Below are 19,735 nucleotides of genomic sequence, written 5' to 3'. Positions count from 1 at the left end.
ATGAACGAGTTATTGCAATATTTTTTACTATTACCGTTTTTGGGCTTTATCATTAGTTTGTTTTTGCCTGAATCTAAAGAAAAAGCTATCTCATGGACAGCATTTGGAACGGTTTTTTTACAATTAATAGGATTAATTGTTTTTATCATTTTTTGGATAATTGATGGAGCAAAAGATTTAAATTTAGTAGAATTATCGGTTTTAAAAACGGCTCATTACGAGTTTTTTATCGATTTCTATTTTGACCAAATTTCTGCTGTTTATTTATTCATTGGAGCTTTATTAACTTCGATGATAACTACATATAGTCGCTATTATTTACACAGGGAAAAAGGATACAAACGTTTTTTTAATACGGTTTTGTTTTTCTTCTTCGGATACAATTTAGCTATTTTATCAGGAAACTTTGAAACTTTATTCATTGGTTGGGAAATCATTGGAATTTCTTCTTTCCTTTTAATTGCTTTTTACAGAGAACGTTATTTGCCCGTTAAAAATGCATTCAAAGTATTTTCAATTTACAGAATTGGCGATGTTGGATTATTATTAGCCATGTGGGCAAGTCACCATCTATTTCATGAAAATATTACTTTCATGAAGTTGAATAATTACGAATTGGTTAATGAACACTTACAAAGTCATTCCATAATCGGGATATTCATTGCACTTTGCTTGGCTTGTGCTGCTGCTGCAAAATCGGCTCAGATTCCATTTTCGTCTTGGTTGCCTAGAGCGATGGAAGGCCCAACACCTTCGAGTGCTATTTTCTACGGGTCATTATCAGTACATTTAGGCGTTTTCTTAATGTTGAGAACATTTCCATTTTGGGAGCATCAAACCTCTATGCGAATAGCTATTGGATTAATGGGATTAACCACGAGTTTAGCCGCTTCTGTAATGGCAAGAGTTCAATCGTCTGTAAAGAGCCAAGTGGCGTATAGTTCTATCTCTCAAATTGGGATTATATTCATTGAAATTGCTTTAGGTTTTGAAACTTTAGCGTTAATTCATTTTGCTGGAAATGCATTTTTGAGAACGTATCAATTATTGGTTTCTCCTTCCGTAGTAAGTTACTTAATTCGCGACCAATTTTACAATTTCAAACCAAGAGAAAAAGCAATCGAAGATTCGTATCCAAAGAAAATTGAATACACACTTTATATTTTAGCTTTAAAAGAATTCAACTTGGAAGGATTCTTAAATATAGTGTTGTGGAGACCATTGAAAATTATAGGAAAGTCACTTGATTTCTTAAACATTAAGAGAATTTATTTCCTATTCATTCCAATTTATTTAATGGGATTTATCACGTATAGATTCAAGTTGCATTTGCCTTATCAGTTGACGAATATGCTACCAGAATTGTTTGCTTTTATTGGATTGGTATTCGTTTTCAAATCTTTTTCAGAGCGAAGAAGCCCATTTTTAGCATGGATTTTAATTGTATTAAATCACTTTTGGATTGCTTTAGCTATTGTTTTTAACGATAAAGTAAGCATCGATGAGATAACTTATTATTTAGCCGGAATTATTATTGCTGGAATTGTTGGATATCTAGCCTTATTACAGCTTCGAAAATTAGAAAGTAAAGTTTTAATCAATCAATATTTAGGACATGTTTATGAACATCCTAAGTTTGCTTTCTTTTTCTTGTTAGCAACTTTAGGGATTACTGGATTTCCAATTACCACGACTTTCATAGGAGAAGATTTGATTTTTAGTCATATCGACAGTAATCAACTTTTCTTGGCCTTTTTTGTAGCATCAAGTTTTGTAGTTTCTGGTATAGCCGGAATCAGAATCTATGCTCGTTTGTTTTTAGGTCCACACGTTAAAACATATCATGAGTTACCTTATAAATCATCTTAATTAATAGAAAAAAATATGAACGCAAATATAAAAAAATACATTCCTGCTGATGGTCTAGCAGGTTTAAAAGAAAATTTTAAAACAGATGCCATTTCTGGTTTTATCGTGTTTTTATTGGCATTGCCATTGAGTTTAGGAATCGCAAAAGCATCAGATTTTCCACCAATTATGGGATTAATTACAGCTATTATTGGTGGAATCGTAGTGTCGTTAATGATGGGATCTCGTTTAACAATTAAAGGACCAGCTGCTGGTTTAATTGTTATTGTTGCAGGTGCCGTTGCTGAATTTGGTAAAGGAGATAACGAATTAGGTTGGAAATTAGCCCTTGGAGCAATGGTTGTTGCAGGAGTAATCCAAATTCTTTTCGGAGTTTTGAAATTAGGGAAATTAGCCGATTTTTTCCCGCTTTCTGCTATTCATGGAATGTTAGCAGCAATTGGTATTATCATTATTGCAAAACAAATTCCGGTTTTGCTGAATGACAATCCTGCATTAGCAAAAGGGAAAGGACCATTAGAATTATTAGCTAACATTCCAAATTTCATTGCTAATTTAGATCCAAAAGCTTCCATTATTGGTATTGTGAGTTTGTCAATTATGATGGGATGGCCTTACATTAAAAACAAAACGATTAAAATGATTCCAGCACCACTTGTGGTATTGTTATTTGCTATTCCATGTGAGTTATTCATGCATTTTAAAGAAACGGAACCAGCATATGCTTTAGTGAAAATTGGAAATTTTGTTGATAATTTGAATTTCAATGCAAGTTTTGATGGTATCTCTCAAACAGGATTATTTATTAAATATGTAATTATGTTTGCTTTAGTAGGAACATTAGAATCATTATTAACAGTAAAAGCAATTGATTTATTAGATCCTTATAAAAGAAAATCTAACATGAACAAAGATTTAATTGCTGTTGGAGTAGGGAATACACTTGCTGCGTTTTTAGGTGGTTTACCAATGATTTCTGAGGTAGCACGTTCTTCCTCAAATGTTAATAATGGGGCAAAAACAAGATGGGCAAATTTCTTCCACGGATTCTTTATTTTAATATTTGTATTACTAGCAACTCCTATATTAGAGTTGATTCCTAACGCAGCTTTGGCAGCGATGTTAATTACCGTTGGTATTAAATTAGCGCATCCGAAAGAGTTTATTCATACCTTTCAAATTGGTAAAGAGCAATTGGCTATCTTTTTAGTAACGATTTTCTTTACATTATTTGAAGATTTGCTTGTTGGAATTGCAGCGGGTATGGTATTGAAAATTATCATTCATTTAATTAATGGAACACCCATTTCTTCTTTATTTAAAGCACCAACATTAGTTTCTTTTGAAGGAAATAATTATTTAGTTGAAATTAGTAAGGCTGCTGTTTTTACAAATTATTTAGGAGTAAAAAGTAAATTAGAAGCTATTCCATACGGGTTTAATATTACAATTGATTTAAAGAAAACAAAATTAGTTGACCACTCTGTTATGGAAAATCTAGAACATTTTAAACATGATTATGAAGCACATGAAGATGGAGGAAAAGTCACTATTATTGGTTTAGAAAATCATAAAGCCTTATCTTCGCATCCAAAAGCTTCTAGAAAGAATTTAATTGTACAATAAGTAATGAAGCATATAAAAATGCGCTTGCTATTCTTTGTTGGGATAGTGAACTTACTTGCTGTGAATACCGCATTCGCACAAGTAAAAGAAAGTAACAATAATATTTGGTTGCATTATTTTGGAAAGAATATGATTACGGAAAAATTTTCGTTTTCGTTTGAAGCCACAATGCGATATGCTAACGGATTATCGGAAAAACAACAATATTTTATTCGTCCTTCAGTGGATTATCAATTTACTAAAAAGTTTATGGGTAGCGTTGGATTTAGCCATTATAACACGTATTCCTACGGAAATCCAGCGATGAATAAAATAAGTATTCCCGAAAATCATTTTTGGATTCAAGGAACGTTTGTTCATAAAAGTGGACAATTAAAAATTACACATCGATTACGTGATGAGTTTCGTTATGTTGGAATAGCAAAAACACAATCGAATGGTGATTTAGAAATTGATCATTATGATTATCGAAATCGTATGCGTTATATGTTGTTGTTTAATTATCCTTTGGTTAAAAAGGAAGATGTAACAAAGTTGTTTGCATTGTTTGGCGATGAGGTTTTCATGAATTTAGGTTCGAATGCAGGAAAAACGTTTCTAAATCAGAACCGATTGATTGGTGGAGTAGGGTATAATTTTGATAAAAACCATCAAATTCAATTGAGTTACATTCATCAAAATATTTGGAATTATACGAATACCTTTCAAGAAAGTAATCCAACAGTTCGGTTGTCTTATATAACTAATTTCGACTGGAGTAAATAAAACAAAACCCCGATTTGAAATTTCAAATCGGGGTTTTTTTTATTTGATTTCAAGTTCTATAATTTGATTATATAATTGTCCTTTATCATCTATACCTTGAATATTAAGAAGAATGTCTTTTTGATTAAATATTGGAATTCTATATTCAAATGTACCATCAGGTTTTGCTTCAAGTGTTCTTGAGAAGTCTATAGTTCCAAATTCTTTAAAAACAGCTGACGACTGTTTTGCTAATTCTATTGTGTCAGAATAAGATAAAACATTTTTAAAACCCTCTTTAATATAAAAATAGTTACTTTTTTTTGCTTCTGGTTGAGCTATAACTGTACCAGATTTTTTTGTAAAAATGCTAATTACTCCATTCATTCCTTCATTTCCCATTCCAGCTCCTTTATTATTAATGTAGATTTCCTCAACATTTATCAATCTTAGATTGACCAAATCATTAATATTGTCAACTCTAGTATTATCCAAAAAAACCAGTGGATATCTATTGCCTAAAAATGATCTTTTGTTTCTAGTTAGTATTACAGTTCTGCCGTTTTCTACTTGAACATCATATTCATGCGAAGCAATAAAGGAAAGTACATCTTTATATGTGTCAGAAACTATCTCAGTTACTTTGTAAGGTTTTGCACCTCTTGTTGAAGGAAAGTTTGCATATTGAAGTTTTTCTTTAACATTTTTTACAACCTCAACATCGTTTAATTCAGTGGTTTTTATTTCCGAATTAGTGTAGGTAAAATTATTATTAGTGTCTGAAAAACTAATCTCACATTTTGAGAATAAAACAGAATCTAGTTTAATAAACTTTGATTTGTTTTTTTTCAATATATGTGTAATACTTATTTTATTAGCTAAATCTGGTTTTTCAGGAAATTTATAATGAATTGCTAAAGAATCAAGAGCTAAAATGTTTTTGAAAACATATTCTGATTCTTGATTAATACTGGCAGTTTCGCTAATGCCGTTAGTAGTAAAAATTTTAAGTTGATTGGTTGCTTTTGATGAATTAGTATTGTTTGGTTTGATAAGTAAGTCGATACCAGTTTCAAATTCATATTTATTAGTAGGAGGTTGATTTAGTATTGATTGCCAATTATATTTTGAACTATTTGCTATTAAAAATAAATCAAAATCAGGAACAGAAGTTTTAGGATTTAATAATTCAAAATCTATTTTATTAGTTAAGTAATTGTCAAAACATAAAGTTTTTATAATAGAATTTTGAAAATTATTTTGGGTTTTAGATTTTGGTAAAACACTAACACTTAATAGTGAATTTGGATTGATAATTTTTCCAGTTATTTTTATGCTATCATTTGATTTTACATAGTTAATTCCTGAAATGGCATCTGTAGAATTTTCTTTTTTATAAATAATTCTTTCCGAAATTTGATTTAAATTTTTATCAATTAAGCGTAATGTATTGATGCCTTCAAAGAAGTTTTTCTTATCCAAAGTAAACTTTGCAATTGTATTTTTTTGGATTTTAAATGTAATAAAACGGGTAGCTCTATCTTTTTGAATTAGTAGAAATAATTCTTCGTTCTCGTATTTTTTTAAAATATTTGGATTAGTTCTAATTTCTAATGTATATGCATCACCAGTTATATTGTCAAGAATTAAATTGAATCCATCTAAATTTGGTTTTGGTAATTTTTCAACAAAATTTATTGAGTTGTTATTACTAACTATTGAATAATTTTCATTTTTCACTTTTGGTAAAATAAATTTCCCATAACCAAAATCGTTTGTAGAAAAAGAAGTAATATTGTTTTGTTTTTCGTCAAAAACTTTAATGTTATTTAGTTTAATACCTTTTCCTTGACAATCTTTAATTCTGACTACAACATTATTATCACAATCGGAAATTAGGTTGCCACCTTCATAATTTATACTTATGGAAAAATCAGTTTTATTATATGTTTTTTGACTGTTAATTTGATTAGGATTCAGAATTTCAATTTCTTGGTAAGTTGATTCGTCCTCGTTAAAATTATTCATGAAGTTGGTATAAATATGCAAATAATAAATACCTGATTCTATGTTTTTTGATAACGTCAATTGCCCATCAAGCGAACCATTTGAAGCAAAGAAAAGTTGGGTAAAAATCTCTTTTTTTTCAGCATTATACATAGAAACATAAACGTTAGTAGTTCCAGTATTTGGAGAATTGGTTTTTTTGTCAAAAATATATCCTTTAAACCAAATGGTTTCACCTGATAAAAAAGAAGTTTTATTAAGGTGTAAATGAATATTTTCTCTTTCAAACTGATAATAATTGTCTAAAGATTGTGCTATTTTCTCTTTATTTATAGATTGAGAAAAACCAAAAATAGAAATTAAATTTAATAGCAATAATAATTTACGCATATCGTTTTTTTAGTTATTTGACTTCAATATTGATAGTTTCGTTATATAATTGACCTTTATTATCAATTCCTTGAATGTTTAAAGTTAATTCTTTTTGTCCAAAAAATGGTGTTGAAAATTCAAAATCTCCATTTTCATTTGTGTAAATATTTGAAATCCAGTTTACTGTTCCATAATTCTCAAAGGATTCGCCTTGGAAAGTTGCATATTTTGGATTTTCAAATTCCATATATGGTTGAAAACCATTCTTAACTACTATAGGTTTTGATTTTATTTGATTAGGATTTGGTTTATTGGCAATCATTTTCTTAGTGTAAATTCGGATTGAACCATTTGAACCATCATTGCCCATTCCATAACCTCTTTTATTAATATAAATTTCATCAACATCGTTTAATGAAAGATTTAATAAATATGTAAATTCAAAAAGTTGTATATTGTCTAAAAAAACTACTGGTGTTCTACTTCCTAAAAATGAGTTTGAAACTCTGGCCCTTATTATAACTTCCCCACCTTGTTGAAAAACATCGTACCCGTGAGAACCAATGAAAGATAATACATCTCTAAAAGTTCCGGCATCTGTATCGCTAATTTTGTAACCTTTAGCCATTGAATTTCCATATTCACCTTGTCTTTCTAGTTTAATTTTCTTAACCTCTGTGATGGCTACATTTTTTAATTCAACTACACCTTCCATTTTTGGAAATTCAGAATTATTGTCATTAATATTTTTTGTAAAAATTAATTCTTGACATATTGGTGAAAAAAAGTTTATGCTTTTTAAAAATTTTCTATTGTTATTTTCAATTTTTGAATAGATACCTAAACTTTCCAGTTTTTCATCTTTTTTAATGAGAGAAAAATATAATGTAGAAGAATCAATTGCCATTATATTTTGAAATTCAAAACTATTATCATCTTTTATTGATGAGTATTCCTCTAAACCATTTATTGAAAACAATCTTAATTTTGTGTTTTGTTTATTTGGAACATTTTGGTTTATTTTTCCCGAAACATTTAATCCCATGTCGAAAGTATAAATTGCTTTAGGTGCATTATTTAAAATATTTGCCCACTTATATTTTGATTCAGTGGCATGAAGCAACATAAGATCCAATTCAAACGCTTTACGTTTGTTAAAATTTTTGAAGTAGTATGAATAGTCCAAATCATTACTGTCAAAATAATTTTTAAATGCAAGATGATTGTAAATATTATTATTGTCAAAGTTAGATTTTGTATTCTTTGGAAGTATAGTTACACTAAAATTTCCAATTCTGCCTGGTATGGATGCTTTGATTTTTATGCTGTCTTTTAATTTAGTTGAAGAAATTAAATTTATTTTAGTGTTGTTTTCAGGTTGATTATAAACAATTCTTTCAGAAATTGAATTCAGCTCACTATCTAATAATCTTATTATATTGATACCATCAAATAAACTGTTTTTTTCAATAAGCAAATCTTTATTTGCACTATCTAGATTAAAATCGACATAATGAGCGTAGTCATTTTTTTGAATCAAAATAGTGTAATTTTTACCTTTAAATTTGTTGTAAGAAATTTCGTTTGTGCTAATTTTAATCGCCACTTTTCCATCAATAGCAAAATTATTTACATGTAAATTTATTCCTTCTATAAGTGGTCTTGGAAGTTCCTTAATTACAGTTTCATCATTATTAGAAATAAAAAGTTTATAGATATCATTTTCTGTATTTTTTAATTCAAATTTACCAAAGCCTTCTTGATTTGTTGAAAAGTTATTAACGACAATATTTTTGCTATTTCTTACTTCAATATTGTTTATTTTTTGCCCTTTACCCAAGCAGTTTTTTATTGAAACACCTATGTTGTTGTCGCTTTGTGATAATAATTTTCCACCTTCAAAAGATAATGTGATATCTAAATTGCTGTTATTGATGGTGTTGTTTACAATTTTATCTTGTGTATTAATAATTCTAATTTTTTGGACTGTGGATTCGTCTTCATTAAAATTATTCATATAATTAGTATAGGTTTGAACAAAATAATCTCCTGATGGAATATTTTGATTAATTTTTATTTGTCCAATGATGGTGCCATTTGCAGCAAAAAACAACTGATTCAAAATTTCGGTTTTATTACTATCTAATAAGCGGACAAAAACATTTGTAGTTTGAAAGTTTAGTTTTGATTCCTTTTTTTCGATAATATAACCTTTGAACCAAATAGTTTCATTTGAAAGATAAACAGTTTTATTAAAATGTAAATGAACATTTTCTCTATCCATTTCGTAGTATTTTAAAATCGATTGGTCAATTTTCTCTTTATTACTATTTTGAGAAAATAAGTTTAAACATAATAGGGTAAGCAACAAAGAATATAATCTCATAATTAAAGTTTTCTGTAAATAAAAAAAAACCGCTTGAAATAATCAAGCGGTTTTGCATATTTTTAAGAATAATATTACATCATCCCCGGCATTCCGCCACCCATAGGCATTGCAGGACTGTCTTCTTTGACGTCGATTAAAGCACATTCGGTAGTTAAGATCATTCCAGCTACAGAAGCAGCGTTTTCTAAAGCTACTCGAGTTACTTTTTTAGGGTCGATAATTCCAGCTGATAACATTTGAACGTATTCTCCTGTTTTAGCATTGAAACCGAAATCGTTTGTTCCTTCTGTAACTTTAGCAATTACAACAGAACCTTCGCCACCAGCATTTTCAACAATAGTTCTTAATGGTGCTTCAACAGCTTTGTTTACAATTTGAATTCCAGTTGCTTCATCAGCATTTTCTGCTTTTAAGTTGTTCAAAGCGGCTTTTGCTCTTACTAATGCAACGCCACCACCAGCAACAATTCCTTCTTCAACAGCTGCGCGAGTAGCGTGTAAAGCATCGTCAACACGGTCTTTTTTCTCTTTCATTTCTACTTCAGAAGCAGCACCAACATATAAAACCGCAACACCACCAGCTAATTTTGCCAAACGTTCTTGTAGTTTTTCTCTGTCGTAATCAGAAGTGGTTGTTTCGATTTGCGATTTGATTTGGTTTACTCTCGCTTTGATGTTTTCAGCATCTCCAGAACCGTTTACAATTGTTGTATTGTCTTTGTCAATTGTAATGGTTTCTGCAGTTCCTAACATATCTAAAGTAGCGTTTTCTAATGCATAACCACTTTCTTCTGCGATTACAGTTCCGCCCGTTAAGATTGCGATGTCTTCTAACATTGCTTTTCTTCTGTCTCCAAAACCTGGAGCTTTAACAGCTGCAATTTTTAATCCACCACGTAATTTGTTTACTACTAAAGTGGCTAATGCTTGACCATCAACATCTTCAGCAATAATTAATAAAGGTCTTCCCGATTGTGCTACTGGTTCTAAAACGGGTAACAACTCTTGCAAGTTTGATATTTTTTTATCGTATAATAAAACGTATGGATTGCTTAATTCAGCAATCATTTTGTCTGCATCAGTTACGAAGTAAGGCGATAAATATCCTCTATCAAACTGCATTCCTTCTACCACATCTACATAAGTATCAGTTCCTTTTGCTTCTTCAACCGTGATAACACCTTCTTTGCCCACTTTTGAGAAAGCTGTAGCGATTAAATCACCAATAGTTTCATCGTTATTAGCAGAAATAGAGGCTACTTGTTTGATTTTATCCGAAGAATCATCAACAGCAACCGCTTGTTTACCTAATTCAGCAACAATAGTTTCTACTGCTTTATCAATTCCACGTTTTAAATCCATTGGGTTAGCTCCAGCAGCTACGTTTTTTAAACCTTCTTTTACGATAGCTTGTGCTAAAACAGTGGCTGTTGTTGTACCATCACCAGCTAAATCATTGGTTTTAGAAGCCACTTCTTTTACCATCTGAGCCCCCATGTTTTCTAATGGATCTTGTAATTCGATTTCTTTTGCAACAGAAACACCATCTTTAGTTACAGTAGGTCCACCAAATGATTTTGAAATAATTACATTTCTACCTTTTGGACCTAATGTTACTTTTACTGCATTTGCTAATGCATCAACTCCGCGTTTTAAACCATCGCGAGCTTCAATATCGAATTTTATATCTTTTGCCATTTTACTTTTGTTTAAATGTTTAACTTTTAAATGATTTAATTACGATTAAAGAATAGCGTAAATTTCGTCTTCACGCATGATTAGGTAATCTTTACCTTCGTATTTAAACTCTGTTCCAGAGTATTTCCCATAAAGAACTACATCGCCAACTTTAACTGTCATGGTATGATCTTTTTTTCCATTTCCTACGGCTACTACAGTTCCTTTTTGAGGTTTTTCTTTTGCAGTGTCTGGAATAATAATTCCTGAAGCGGTAGTAGTTTCAGCCGCTAAGGGCTCAATAACTACTCGATCTGAAATTGGTTTAATGTTTAATGACATAGTTTGTATATTTTAATGTTGTTATTAATTTGTTGCTTGCATTATTTCAGAAATTGTGCCAAAGCAATTTTCTGACAATTTTTCGGTAAAAAAAATGCCAGCATGTCAGTGCTGGCATTTTGTGTATTTAGTCAATTCTTATTTTGTAGAATCAGTAGCTGTTGGTGCTGGTGTAGCAGCAGGTGCAGCTTGTTTTGTAGCTTCTGGTGTTGAAGGTACAGTTGTAGTTGGAATACTTGATTCATCTTCACCTAAAACTTTAGAACCAGATGCAACTCCATTGAAACTTAAACTAGAAAGTAAAATTAAAGCAATTAAAACACCTCCTAAAGTCCAAGTACTTTTATCTAAAAAGTCTGTTGTTTTTTGAACTCCACCTAATTGTTGAGAACCACCAAATGAAGAAGATAAACCTCCACCTTTAGGGTTTTGAACCATAATAGCTAAGATTAATAAAAAACAAACAATTGTTATCGCAATTAAAAAACCTGTGAATCCCATAATTAATTATTATTTTGTTGTAAATTTTTGATTTCATTTATTCGGTCTGCAAAGAAACTACTTTTTTCTGGATATTTCAAAATTAATATTTCATAAGCTTGTATGGCTTTTGTGTATTTTTTTTGTTCTAAATATACTTTTGCTAAAGTTTCTGTCATTAGGTGCGTTGGTTCTTCAATGCTTTTACTAATGTTTGCTGGTGTTTTGGTGTTTTCTTTTACTGGAGCAATTTTTGGATTTGCTTCAATAAATTTATCAATTATATCTAATTTTTTTTGCTTTTCAGCATCAATTAGAGATGTTGATTCTTCATTTTCACGAACAATAGGCGAAATTTTTGTTAATTGTAACCATTCTTGAAACGAGTGTTTTTCATTTGAAGTAAATGGTAAGGGTTTGCCAATTTCTAATTTTTCTGCAGAAGTTTCTTCAATAGACGCTTGCTTTATTGTTCCTTCTTCAATAATTGTGTTTTCAATTTCTGGTAACACAATTACTTCTTCTACATGGTGAACTTCAATATTTAATAACGATTTTTGTATTTCGTCAATTTTCTCTTGCTGAATGGCAATAAAATTATCAGACGTAATGAATTCAAATAAAATAGTTCTATCGGTAGTATATGCAGCCGTTTTTTTTAATTCGTAATTGTATCTAAAACTTTCTTGATTGTACAAACCTTTTAAATGTAAAGCGCGTGCCGCCTGAAAATAGGGAAACTGCAAAACTACATTCTCTAAAGCAATAGTTTGCTTCTCGTTTATAGTTTCTGGCTTATTTAAAAGATATGTTAAATCAGATAGGTTCATTTTAATTTTAATTACAACTTAAAGTTCAAAATTTAAAACTATTTAAAATTACCATTTAGCTAATGATTCGTTAAAAATATCTTGAGTAATTCTTTCAAAAATTACATCTAATGCAGTTGTTAATTGAGAACCAACTAATTGTTGGTTAGCATCGAAATCATAGAAGAATGAAAAGCGTTTTTCAAAATTATCATCTTCTTTATTTCTGTTAGTAAATCGTACCATTACAGTTATTGTTAAACGGTTTTGTGCAGCTCTTTGATCTGCTGTGGCCGTCATTGGTGTAATGCGATAGTCTACAATTTCTCCCTCATAAACTAATTCGCCACCTTGAGTTACTAAGTTTAAATTGGTTTGACTTTGAATAATGTCTTGTAGTTCTAATGTAAATGTTCTTTCAATTCCTGGTTCTACTAATGGTGCGTTATTTTGAAAGTAGTTCACTTGAAACGTTTTTGCATTTATGGGACTAGCTCCTGTGAAATTGTAAACACCACAACTGTCTAAAATGAATGAAAAAGTAAGCGTGACTAATATGATGAAATATCTCATTATAAGTTATATTGTTTTATTTTTCTATAGAGCGTTCGTTCAGAAATTCCTAGTTCATCTGCGGCTGCTTTTCGTTTTCCTCTGTTACGTTCTAATGATTTTTTTATTAATTCAATTTCTTTAGCTTCTAAGCTTAATGTTTCTTCTTCATCAACAGTTTCCGCAAATAAGTAATTTTCATCGTCATCATCTTCAAACCCTTCTTGAATTATATTATTTTGATTTGGAAGCATTTCAACTCTAGATTCTTCTTCAAAAATAGTATTTTCTTCGGGTTTGCCATAAATTTTCTGAATTAATCCTTTATTGTTTTCCTGAACTTTTGAACTTCCATTTTGCATCAGTTCTAAAGTTAGTTTTTTTAAATCATTCAAATCACTCTTCATATCGAAAAGGACTTTGTATAAAATCTCTCTTTCGTTGCTAAAATCACTATCCGATTTTTTGCTTCCTATTACTGATGGCAAATTTGGATTTTCCATTGGTAAATAGGAAAGAAGTGTTTGCGATGAAATCTCACGTTTCGTTTCTAAAACAGAAATTTGTTCCGCCACATTTCGCAATTGACGAATATTTCCGCTCCAACGATATTTTAAAAGCAATTCCACTGCGTTGTCATCCAATTTAATTGGCGGCATTTTATATTTGTGAGCAAAGTCAGAAGCAAATTTTCTAAATAACAAATGAATATCATCTTTTCGCTCGCGAAGTGGTGGCAATGCAATTTCAACCGTACTCAGACGATAATATAAATCTTCACGGAATTTCCCTTTTTCAATCGCATCAAACATATTTACATTCGTAGCCGCTACAATACGAACATTCGTTTTTTGTACTTGTGATGAGCCCACTTTAATAAATTCACCATTTTCTAAAACACGTAATAAACGCACTTGAGTGGTTAAAGGTAATTCGCCGACTTCATCCAAAAATATAGTTCCGCCATCAGCTACCTCAAAATAACCTTCACGTGTGTTAGTTGCGCCTGTAAACGAACCTTTTTCATGTCCAAAAAGTTCACTATCAATCGTTCCTTCTGGAATTGCTCCACAGTTTACGGCAATATATTTTCCATGTTTTCTGTGCGAAAGGGCATGAATTATCTTTGGAATACTTTCTTTTCCAACACCACTTTCACCTGTTACCAATACCGAAATATCCGTTGGAGCAACCTGAATGGCTTTCTCCACGGCACGATTGAGCTTTGGGTCGTTCCCAATAATTTCAAATCGTTGTTTTATAGCTTGTACTGATTCCATATAGTTTGTTTCAGGTTTCAGGTTTCAGGTTTAGAAAGTTAACTTGAAACTTTTAAACTTGAAACTTGAAACAAAAAAATTAATTCATTATTTCAGAATATCCAACTGCTTCTCCAATTAAAGTTGCAGCGGTACAATCTGTGATTTTTACCATTACGAATTCACCTACTTTGTAATTTTCTTTTGGGAAAACTACTACAGTGTTTTGTGAATTTCTTCCGCTCCAATGAGCATCCGAACGTTTGGATTCTTTTTCAATCAATACTTCTACTTCTTGACCAATAAAACGTTGCGTTCTTTCTAAACCAATTCTTTGTTGTAAATCAATGATTTCATTTAAACGTCTTTTCTTCACTTCTTCTGGAACGTCGTCTTCCATTTTTCTAGCAGCTAATGTTCCGGGACGTTCTGAATACGCAAACATAAATCCGAAATCATATTTCACATATTCCATCAAACTCAATGTGTCTTGATGATCTTCTTCTGTTTCTGTTGGGAAACCTGCAATCATATCTTGAGATAATGAAATATCTGGAATAATCGAGTATATTTTATCAATCAACGCCATGTATTCTTCACGTGTGTGTTGACGATTCATTTCTTTCAAAATTCTTGTACTTCCACTTTGAACTGGTAAGTGAATGTATTTGCAAATGTTATGGTGTTTCGCCATAGTTTCAATTACTTCCACATGCATATCTTGCGGATTAGAAGTCGAGAATCTAAAACGCATTTTAGGGAACAAAGTAGCACATTTATCTAACAATTGCGCAAAATCAACTGCAGTAGCTTTTTGTATTTCGGTTGCTTTATCAAAATCTTTTTTCAAACCACCACCATACCAAAGGTAACTGTCTACGTTTTGTCCTAATAAGGTAACTTCTTTGTAACCTCTATCGTACAAATCTTGGATTTCATCATAAATACTTTGTGGTTCACGACTACGTTCACGACCACGTGTAAAAGGAACAACGCAGAAGGTACACATATTATCACAACCTCTTGTAATGGATACAAAAGCATTAACTCCGTTACTATTCAAACGAACAGGAGCAATATCGCCATACGTTTCTTCTTTAGAAAGAATTACGTTGATAGCATCTCTTCCTTCTTCTACTTCAGCTAATAAATTGGGTAAATCTTTGTAAGCATCGGGTCCAACCACCATGTCTACAATTTTCTCTTCTTCTAAAAACTGACTTTTCAAACGTTCTGCCATACAACCTAAAACCCCAACTTTCATTGAAGGATTAATTTTCTTTACTGCATTGTATTTTTCTAAACGTTTACGAATCGTTTGTTCCGCTTTGTCCCGTATAGAACAAGTATTCACCAAAACCAAATCAGCATCCTCCAGATTTTGAGTGGTATTATATCCGTTTTCATAAAGAATTGACGCCACAATTTCACTATCAGAAAAATTCATTTGGCAACCATAACTCTCTATAAAAAGTTTTTTAGTATTTCCTTCTTTTTGGTCAAGCACTAAACTTTGACCTTGTTTGTTTTCATCAATTACCTTTTCCATATCAAAGATTTCCATTAATCATTCCGAAGATTCGGAACGCAAAGATAATACTAAATTATAAAATCTGACAAGATGGCAGAAAAGGTTTAACAGGATTTTTTAAATTATTTTTTTCACTATTTCTAAGTAGCCCTTTTTCTTGGATTTTACACCTATATATATAGGAGTAATTTGACGAATATTTTGGACAATTGTGGGTAAAAAAATATTTGAGATGTTAAAATTTAAAAAAAACCTATACTTTTGCGGTTCAAAAAAATGTGAAATGGCAAAGAATTTAGTAATCGTTGAGTCACCTGCAAAAGCAAAAACCATCGAGAAATTTCTAGGAAGTGAGTATCAAGTTGAGTCGAGTTATGGGCATATTGCCGACTTACCTTCGAGAGAAATTGGGGTAGATGTAGAAAATGGTTTTAAACCGAAATATGAAGTTTCTGCAGACAAAAAAGCTTTGGTGACTAAATTAAAAGGATTAGCTAAAAATGCCGAAATGGTTTGGTTAGCTTCCGATGAGGACCGAGAGGGAGAAGCAATTTCTTGGCACTTAGCAGAAGAGTTGAAATTAAAACCAGAAAAAACAAAACGTATCGTTTTTCACGAGATTACAAAATCAGCTATTCAAAAAGCAATCGAAAACCCGAGAGGAATTGATTATAACTTAGTAAACGCACAACAAGCACGTAGAGTTCTAGACAGATTAGTTGGTTACGAATTATCGCCAGTACTTTGGAAAAAAGTAAAAGGAGGATTATCTGCTGGTCGTGTGCAATCGGTTTCCGTTCGTTTGATCGTGGAACGTGAAAGAGAAATTCAGGATTTCAAACCAGAAGCTTCTTACAGCATCACAGCAGAGTTTACAAACGAAGCAGGAAAAACATTCAAAGCAAAATTGCCTAAGAACTTCGCAACTAAAAAAGAAGCAGAAGATTTCTTAGCTAAAAATATTGGTTCTTCTTATAAAGTGGGAGATTTAGAAACCAAACCTACAAAAAAATCACCAGCAGCACCTTTTACAACTTCTACGTTGCAACAAGAAGCAGCAAGAAAACTGTATTTGCCAGTAGGGATAACCATGCAAATTGCACAACGTTTATACGAAGCCGGACTTATTACTTATATGAGAACGGATAGTGTGAATTTATCGCAGGAAGCAATGGCAGCAGCTCAAGCTGAAATTACCAGTTATTATGGAAAAGAGTTTTCTAAACCGAGAAATTTCAACACCAAATCAAAAGGAGCACAAGAAGCGCACGAAGCTATTCGTCCAACGGATATGTCAAGACATACTGTTGATTTAGATCGAGATCAAGCTCGTTTATATGAATTGATTTGGAAAAGAACATTAGCTTCTCAAATGAGCGATGCTGAATTAGAGCGAACAAATGTAAAAATCGAAGCAAGCAATCATTCAGAAACTTTTACTGCAACTGGAGAAGTAATCAAGTTTGAAGGTTTCTTAAAAGTATATTTAGAAGGACATGATGATGACGAAGAGGAACAAGAAGGAATGTTGCCTGCTTTGAAAATAAACGAAAAACTTACGAATAATTATATCACGGCTACTGAACGTTTTTCGCGTCCGCCAAGTCGTTACACAGAAGCTTCTTTGGTGAAGAAATTGGAAGAATTAGGAATTGGTCGTCCATCAACGTATGCGCCAACGATTTCTACAATTATCGCTAGAACTTATGTAGAAAAAGGAAGTTTCGAAGGTCAAGAAAGAAAATATAACCAATTGATGTTAAAAGGAGGAGAGGTAAAATCTCAAGTTTTAACTGAAAATGTGGGTTCAGATAAAGGGAAATTAGTTCCAACCGATATCGGAATTATCGTGAATGATTTCCTAGTAAAAAACTTCAACACGATTTTAGATTACAATTTCACGGCTAAAGTAGAACAAGATTTCGACGAAATTGCTGAAGGAAAAGTCGATTGGGCTAAAATGATGAATGATTTCTACAAACATTTCCATCCAAATGTAGTAGATGTAGAAAAAAATGCTGATAGAGAAAGTGGTGAGAGAATTTTAGGTGTTCATCCAGTTTCAGGAAAACAGGTTTCGGTACGTTTAGGGAAATATGGAGCAATGGCTCAAATTGGAGATGCTGATGATGAAAACAAACAATTTGCAAGTTTACGTCCTGATCAAAATATCGGAAATGTCACTTTAGAAGAAGTATTAAACTTGTTTTTACTGCCAAAACAATTAGGTACATATAAAGGAGAGGAAATTGAAGTTAATAATGGTCGTTTTGGTCCATATGTTCGATTTGGGTCTCAATTTATTTCATTGCCAAAAGGCATGGATCCTATGGATGTAACTATGGAAACCGCTCAAGGGTTAATTGATGAAAAAATGCAAGCCGATGCTCCAATTGGAACATATGATGGATTGCCTGTTCAAAAAGGAGTAGGGCGTTTTGGGCCATTTATTAAATGGAATGGAATGTTTATCAATGTAAATAAGAAGTACAATTTTGATAAGTTGTCTCAATCAGATATTGAGGAATTAATAGAAGAAAAACAACAAAAAGACATTGATAAAGTAATTCACGATTGGAAAGAAGAGGGAATCAAAGTCGAGAAAGCACGTTGGGGTCGTTCAGTAATTACAAAAGGGAAAATCAAAATTGAATTAAGTAAAGATGTTGATGCAAGTAAATTAACATTAGCACAAGTTCAAGAAATGATAGAAAAGAAAGCGCCAGCTAAAAAAACTTCTGCTAAGAAAACTTCAGCTAAAAAATCTCCTGCTAAGAAAACAAATGCTAAAAAGAAATAACAAATGGTTTTCGATTTTTTACAACCTATTTCAATTTCGGTTGAGGAATATATTACTAAACTTTCCAATCAAACATTAGGAAAAAAAGTTGTATTTCATACTCAAACCGATTTCCCAGTTTTAGATAATGTTGCCATTGCTATTTTTGCGGTTAATGAATTTAGAGGAAGTGAAAAGAATAATGATGCGTATTCTTTCGATAACTTCAGAAGACAATTTTATAGTTTATTTCCTGGGAATTGGAATGCTTCAATTGTTGATTTAGGAACTATTGAAGCGGGAGCAACAGTAGAAGATACTTATTTTGTTGTAAAAAACTTAGTATCAGAATTGATAAAAAAGAAAATTCTTCCTGTAGTTATAGGTGGAACACAGGATTTAACATATGCTGTTTATAGAGCATATGATGGCTTAGATCAAATGGTTAATATTGTTTCAGTGGATAATCAATTTGATTTTTCAAAAGAGAATAAACCAGATGCAGATTCATTTTTATCAAAAATTATAATTGAAGAGCCTAACAATCTTTTTAATTACAGTAATCTAGGTTATCAAACTTATTTTAATTCACAAGAAGAGATTGATTTAATAGAAAAATTATATTTTGAAGCGTATCGATTAGGAGAGGTTTCAAATAACATAACAATTGCAGAGCCAGTATTCAGAGATGCTGATTTGGTAAGTGTTGATATGCATGCTGTGCAGTCTTCTTATTCTGGAAATTTTAATACGTTTAATCCAAACGGATTTACTGGTAAAGAAATCTGTGCTTTGTCTCGATATGCTGGAATTAGTGATAAAGTAACCTCATTTGGAATTTTTAATTTTAATCCAAATGGTAATGAAGTAGTTTTAACGGCTCAAATGTTATGGTATTTTATTGAAGGATTTTGTTTTCGTTCAAATGAATATCCTTTTGGAACTAAAGAACATTATATTAAGTACATTGTATTGATAGAAGATGAAGAATTAATCTTTTACAAAAGCAATAAAACCGATAGATGGTGGATAGAAATACCATTTTTGACAAATGTTAATAATAAATTAAAAAGAAATACGTTATTACCTTGCACACATGAAGATTATTTAGCAGCTTGCGAGCAGGAAATCCCCGAAAGGTGGTGGAAAGCCCAAAGGAGAAATATTGTTTAAAAGAGCTATTTTTCAAAGTGTTAAAGCAATGTTAATACAGGTGTAATCCTAAAATCAAATAAATTTTACACGTTTTTTAAAAAAATGTTGTTTTTTTCAAAATTATTGAATAGGTTTACGCCCTTAA

At 31.3% G+C, this 19,735-nt stretch carries 14 protein-coding genes; 5 read left to right on the top strand and 9 right to left on the bottom strand.

Translation table 11 applies throughout. The annotated features are described in order from the left end of the window. From V7P59_RS11160 to V7P59_RS11150, 3 genes are read left to right on the top strand one after another with little or no spacing between them, the layout of a single operon-like run. Positions 1–1,869 carry a proton-conducting transporter transmembrane domain-containing protein gene (locus V7P59_RS11160; protein WP_333810237.1) on the top strand — a complete coding sequence of 623 codons (1,869 nt, stop codon included), beginning with the start codon at positions 1–3 and terminating at the stop codon, positions 1,867–1,869. A 15-nt stretch (positions 1,870–1,884) separates the two neighbouring features. Beyond that, positions 1,885–3,495: a SulP family inorganic anion transporter gene (locus V7P59_RS11155; protein WP_333810236.1), complete on the top strand. Its 1,611-nt coding sequence runs from the start codon at positions 1,885–1,887 to the stop codon at positions 3,493–3,495. 3 nt (positions 3,496–3,498) lie between these two features. Next, the gene (locus tag V7P59_RS11150) at positions 3,499–4,260 is read left to right on the top strand and encodes a DUF2490 domain-containing protein (RefSeq protein WP_333810235.1); all 762 of its coding nucleotides are present in this window, start codon (positions 3,499–3,501) and stop codon (positions 4,258–4,260) included. Positions 4,261–4,299: 39 nt separating this feature from the next. Here V7P59_RS11150 and V7P59_RS11145 read toward each other — a convergent pair whose 3' ends face one another. The 9 genes from V7P59_RS11145 to miaB form a co-directional block, all read right to left on the bottom strand. Next, complete coding sequence (locus V7P59_RS11145) at positions 4,300–6,636, bottom strand: hypothetical protein (RefSeq protein WP_333810234.1); 2,337 nt, start codon at positions 6,634–6,636, stop codon at positions 4,300–4,302. A gap of 13 nt (positions 6,637–6,649) precedes the next feature. After that, positions 6,650–9,004: a hypothetical protein gene (locus V7P59_RS11140; RefSeq protein WP_333810233.1), complete on the bottom strand. Its 2,355-nt coding sequence runs from the start codon at positions 9,002–9,004 to the stop codon at positions 6,650–6,652. 74 nt (positions 9,005–9,078) lie between these two features. Further along, a complete protein-coding gene (groL, locus tag V7P59_RS11135; protein WP_333810232.1) occupies positions 9,079–10,704 on the bottom strand; it encodes a chaperonin GroEL in 1,626 nt (541 codons plus the stop codon). 45 nt (positions 10,705–10,749) lie between these two features. After that, a complete protein-coding gene (locus V7P59_RS11130) occupies positions 10,750–11,025 on the bottom strand; it encodes a co-chaperone GroES (RefSeq protein ID WP_333810231.1) in 276 nt (91 codons plus the stop codon). A 138-nt stretch (positions 11,026–11,163) separates the two neighbouring features. Further along, positions 11,164–11,526 carry a preprotein translocase subunit SecG gene (gene secG, locus V7P59_RS11125; protein ID WP_442902423.1) on the bottom strand — a complete coding sequence of 121 codons (363 nt, stop codon included), beginning with the start codon at positions 11,524–11,526 and terminating at the stop codon, positions 11,164–11,166. Between the two features lie 2 nt (positions 11,527–11,528). Continuing rightward, positions 11,529–12,335 carry a tetratricopeptide repeat protein gene (locus tag V7P59_RS11120; protein ID WP_333810230.1) on the bottom strand — a complete coding sequence of 269 codons (807 nt, stop codon included), beginning with the start codon at positions 12,333–12,335 and terminating at the stop codon, positions 11,529–11,531. Between the two features lie 48 nt (positions 12,336–12,383). Continuing rightward, positions 12,384–12,887 carry an LptE family protein gene (locus V7P59_RS11115; protein ID WP_333810229.1) on the bottom strand — a complete coding sequence of 168 codons (504 nt, stop codon included), beginning with the start codon at positions 12,885–12,887 and terminating at the stop codon, positions 12,384–12,386. After that, a complete protein-coding gene (locus tag V7P59_RS11110; RefSeq protein WP_333810228.1) occupies positions 12,887–14,146 on the bottom strand; it encodes a sigma-54 interaction domain-containing protein in 1,260 nt (419 codons plus the stop codon). Before V7P59_RS11110 ends, V7P59_RS11115 begins: the two co-directional genes overlap by 1 nt. Before the next feature lie 79 nt (positions 14,147–14,225). Then, a complete protein-coding gene (gene miaB / locus V7P59_RS11105) occupies positions 14,226–15,674 on the bottom strand; it encodes a tRNA (N6-isopentenyl adenosine(37)-C2)-methylthiotransferase MiaB (RefSeq protein ID WP_333810227.1) in 1,449 nt (482 codons plus the stop codon). Between the two features lie 265 nt (positions 15,675–15,939). On the opposite strand from miaB, the gene topA reads away from it, so the two are divergent. After that, positions 15,940–18,456, top strand: a complete 2,517-nt coding sequence (gene topA / locus V7P59_RS11100; RefSeq protein ID WP_333810226.1) for a type I DNA topoisomerase — start codon at positions 15,940–15,942, stop codon at positions 18,454–18,456. 3 nt (positions 18,457–18,459) lie between these two features. Next, positions 18,460–19,608 carry a formimidoylglutamase gene (locus V7P59_RS11095; RefSeq protein ID WP_333810225.1) on the top strand — a complete coding sequence of 383 codons (1,149 nt, stop codon included), beginning with the start codon at positions 18,460–18,462 and terminating at the stop codon, positions 19,606–19,608. Positions 19,609–19,735: the final 127 nt, after the last annotated feature.

The sequence above is a fragment of the Flavobacterium sp. genome (assembly GCF_036782315.1).
Taxonomy (GTDB): Bacteria; Bacteroidota; Bacteroidia; order Flavobacteriales; family Flavobacteriaceae; genus Flavobacterium.
This window is presented reverse-complemented; position numbering and strand designations above follow the sequence as displayed.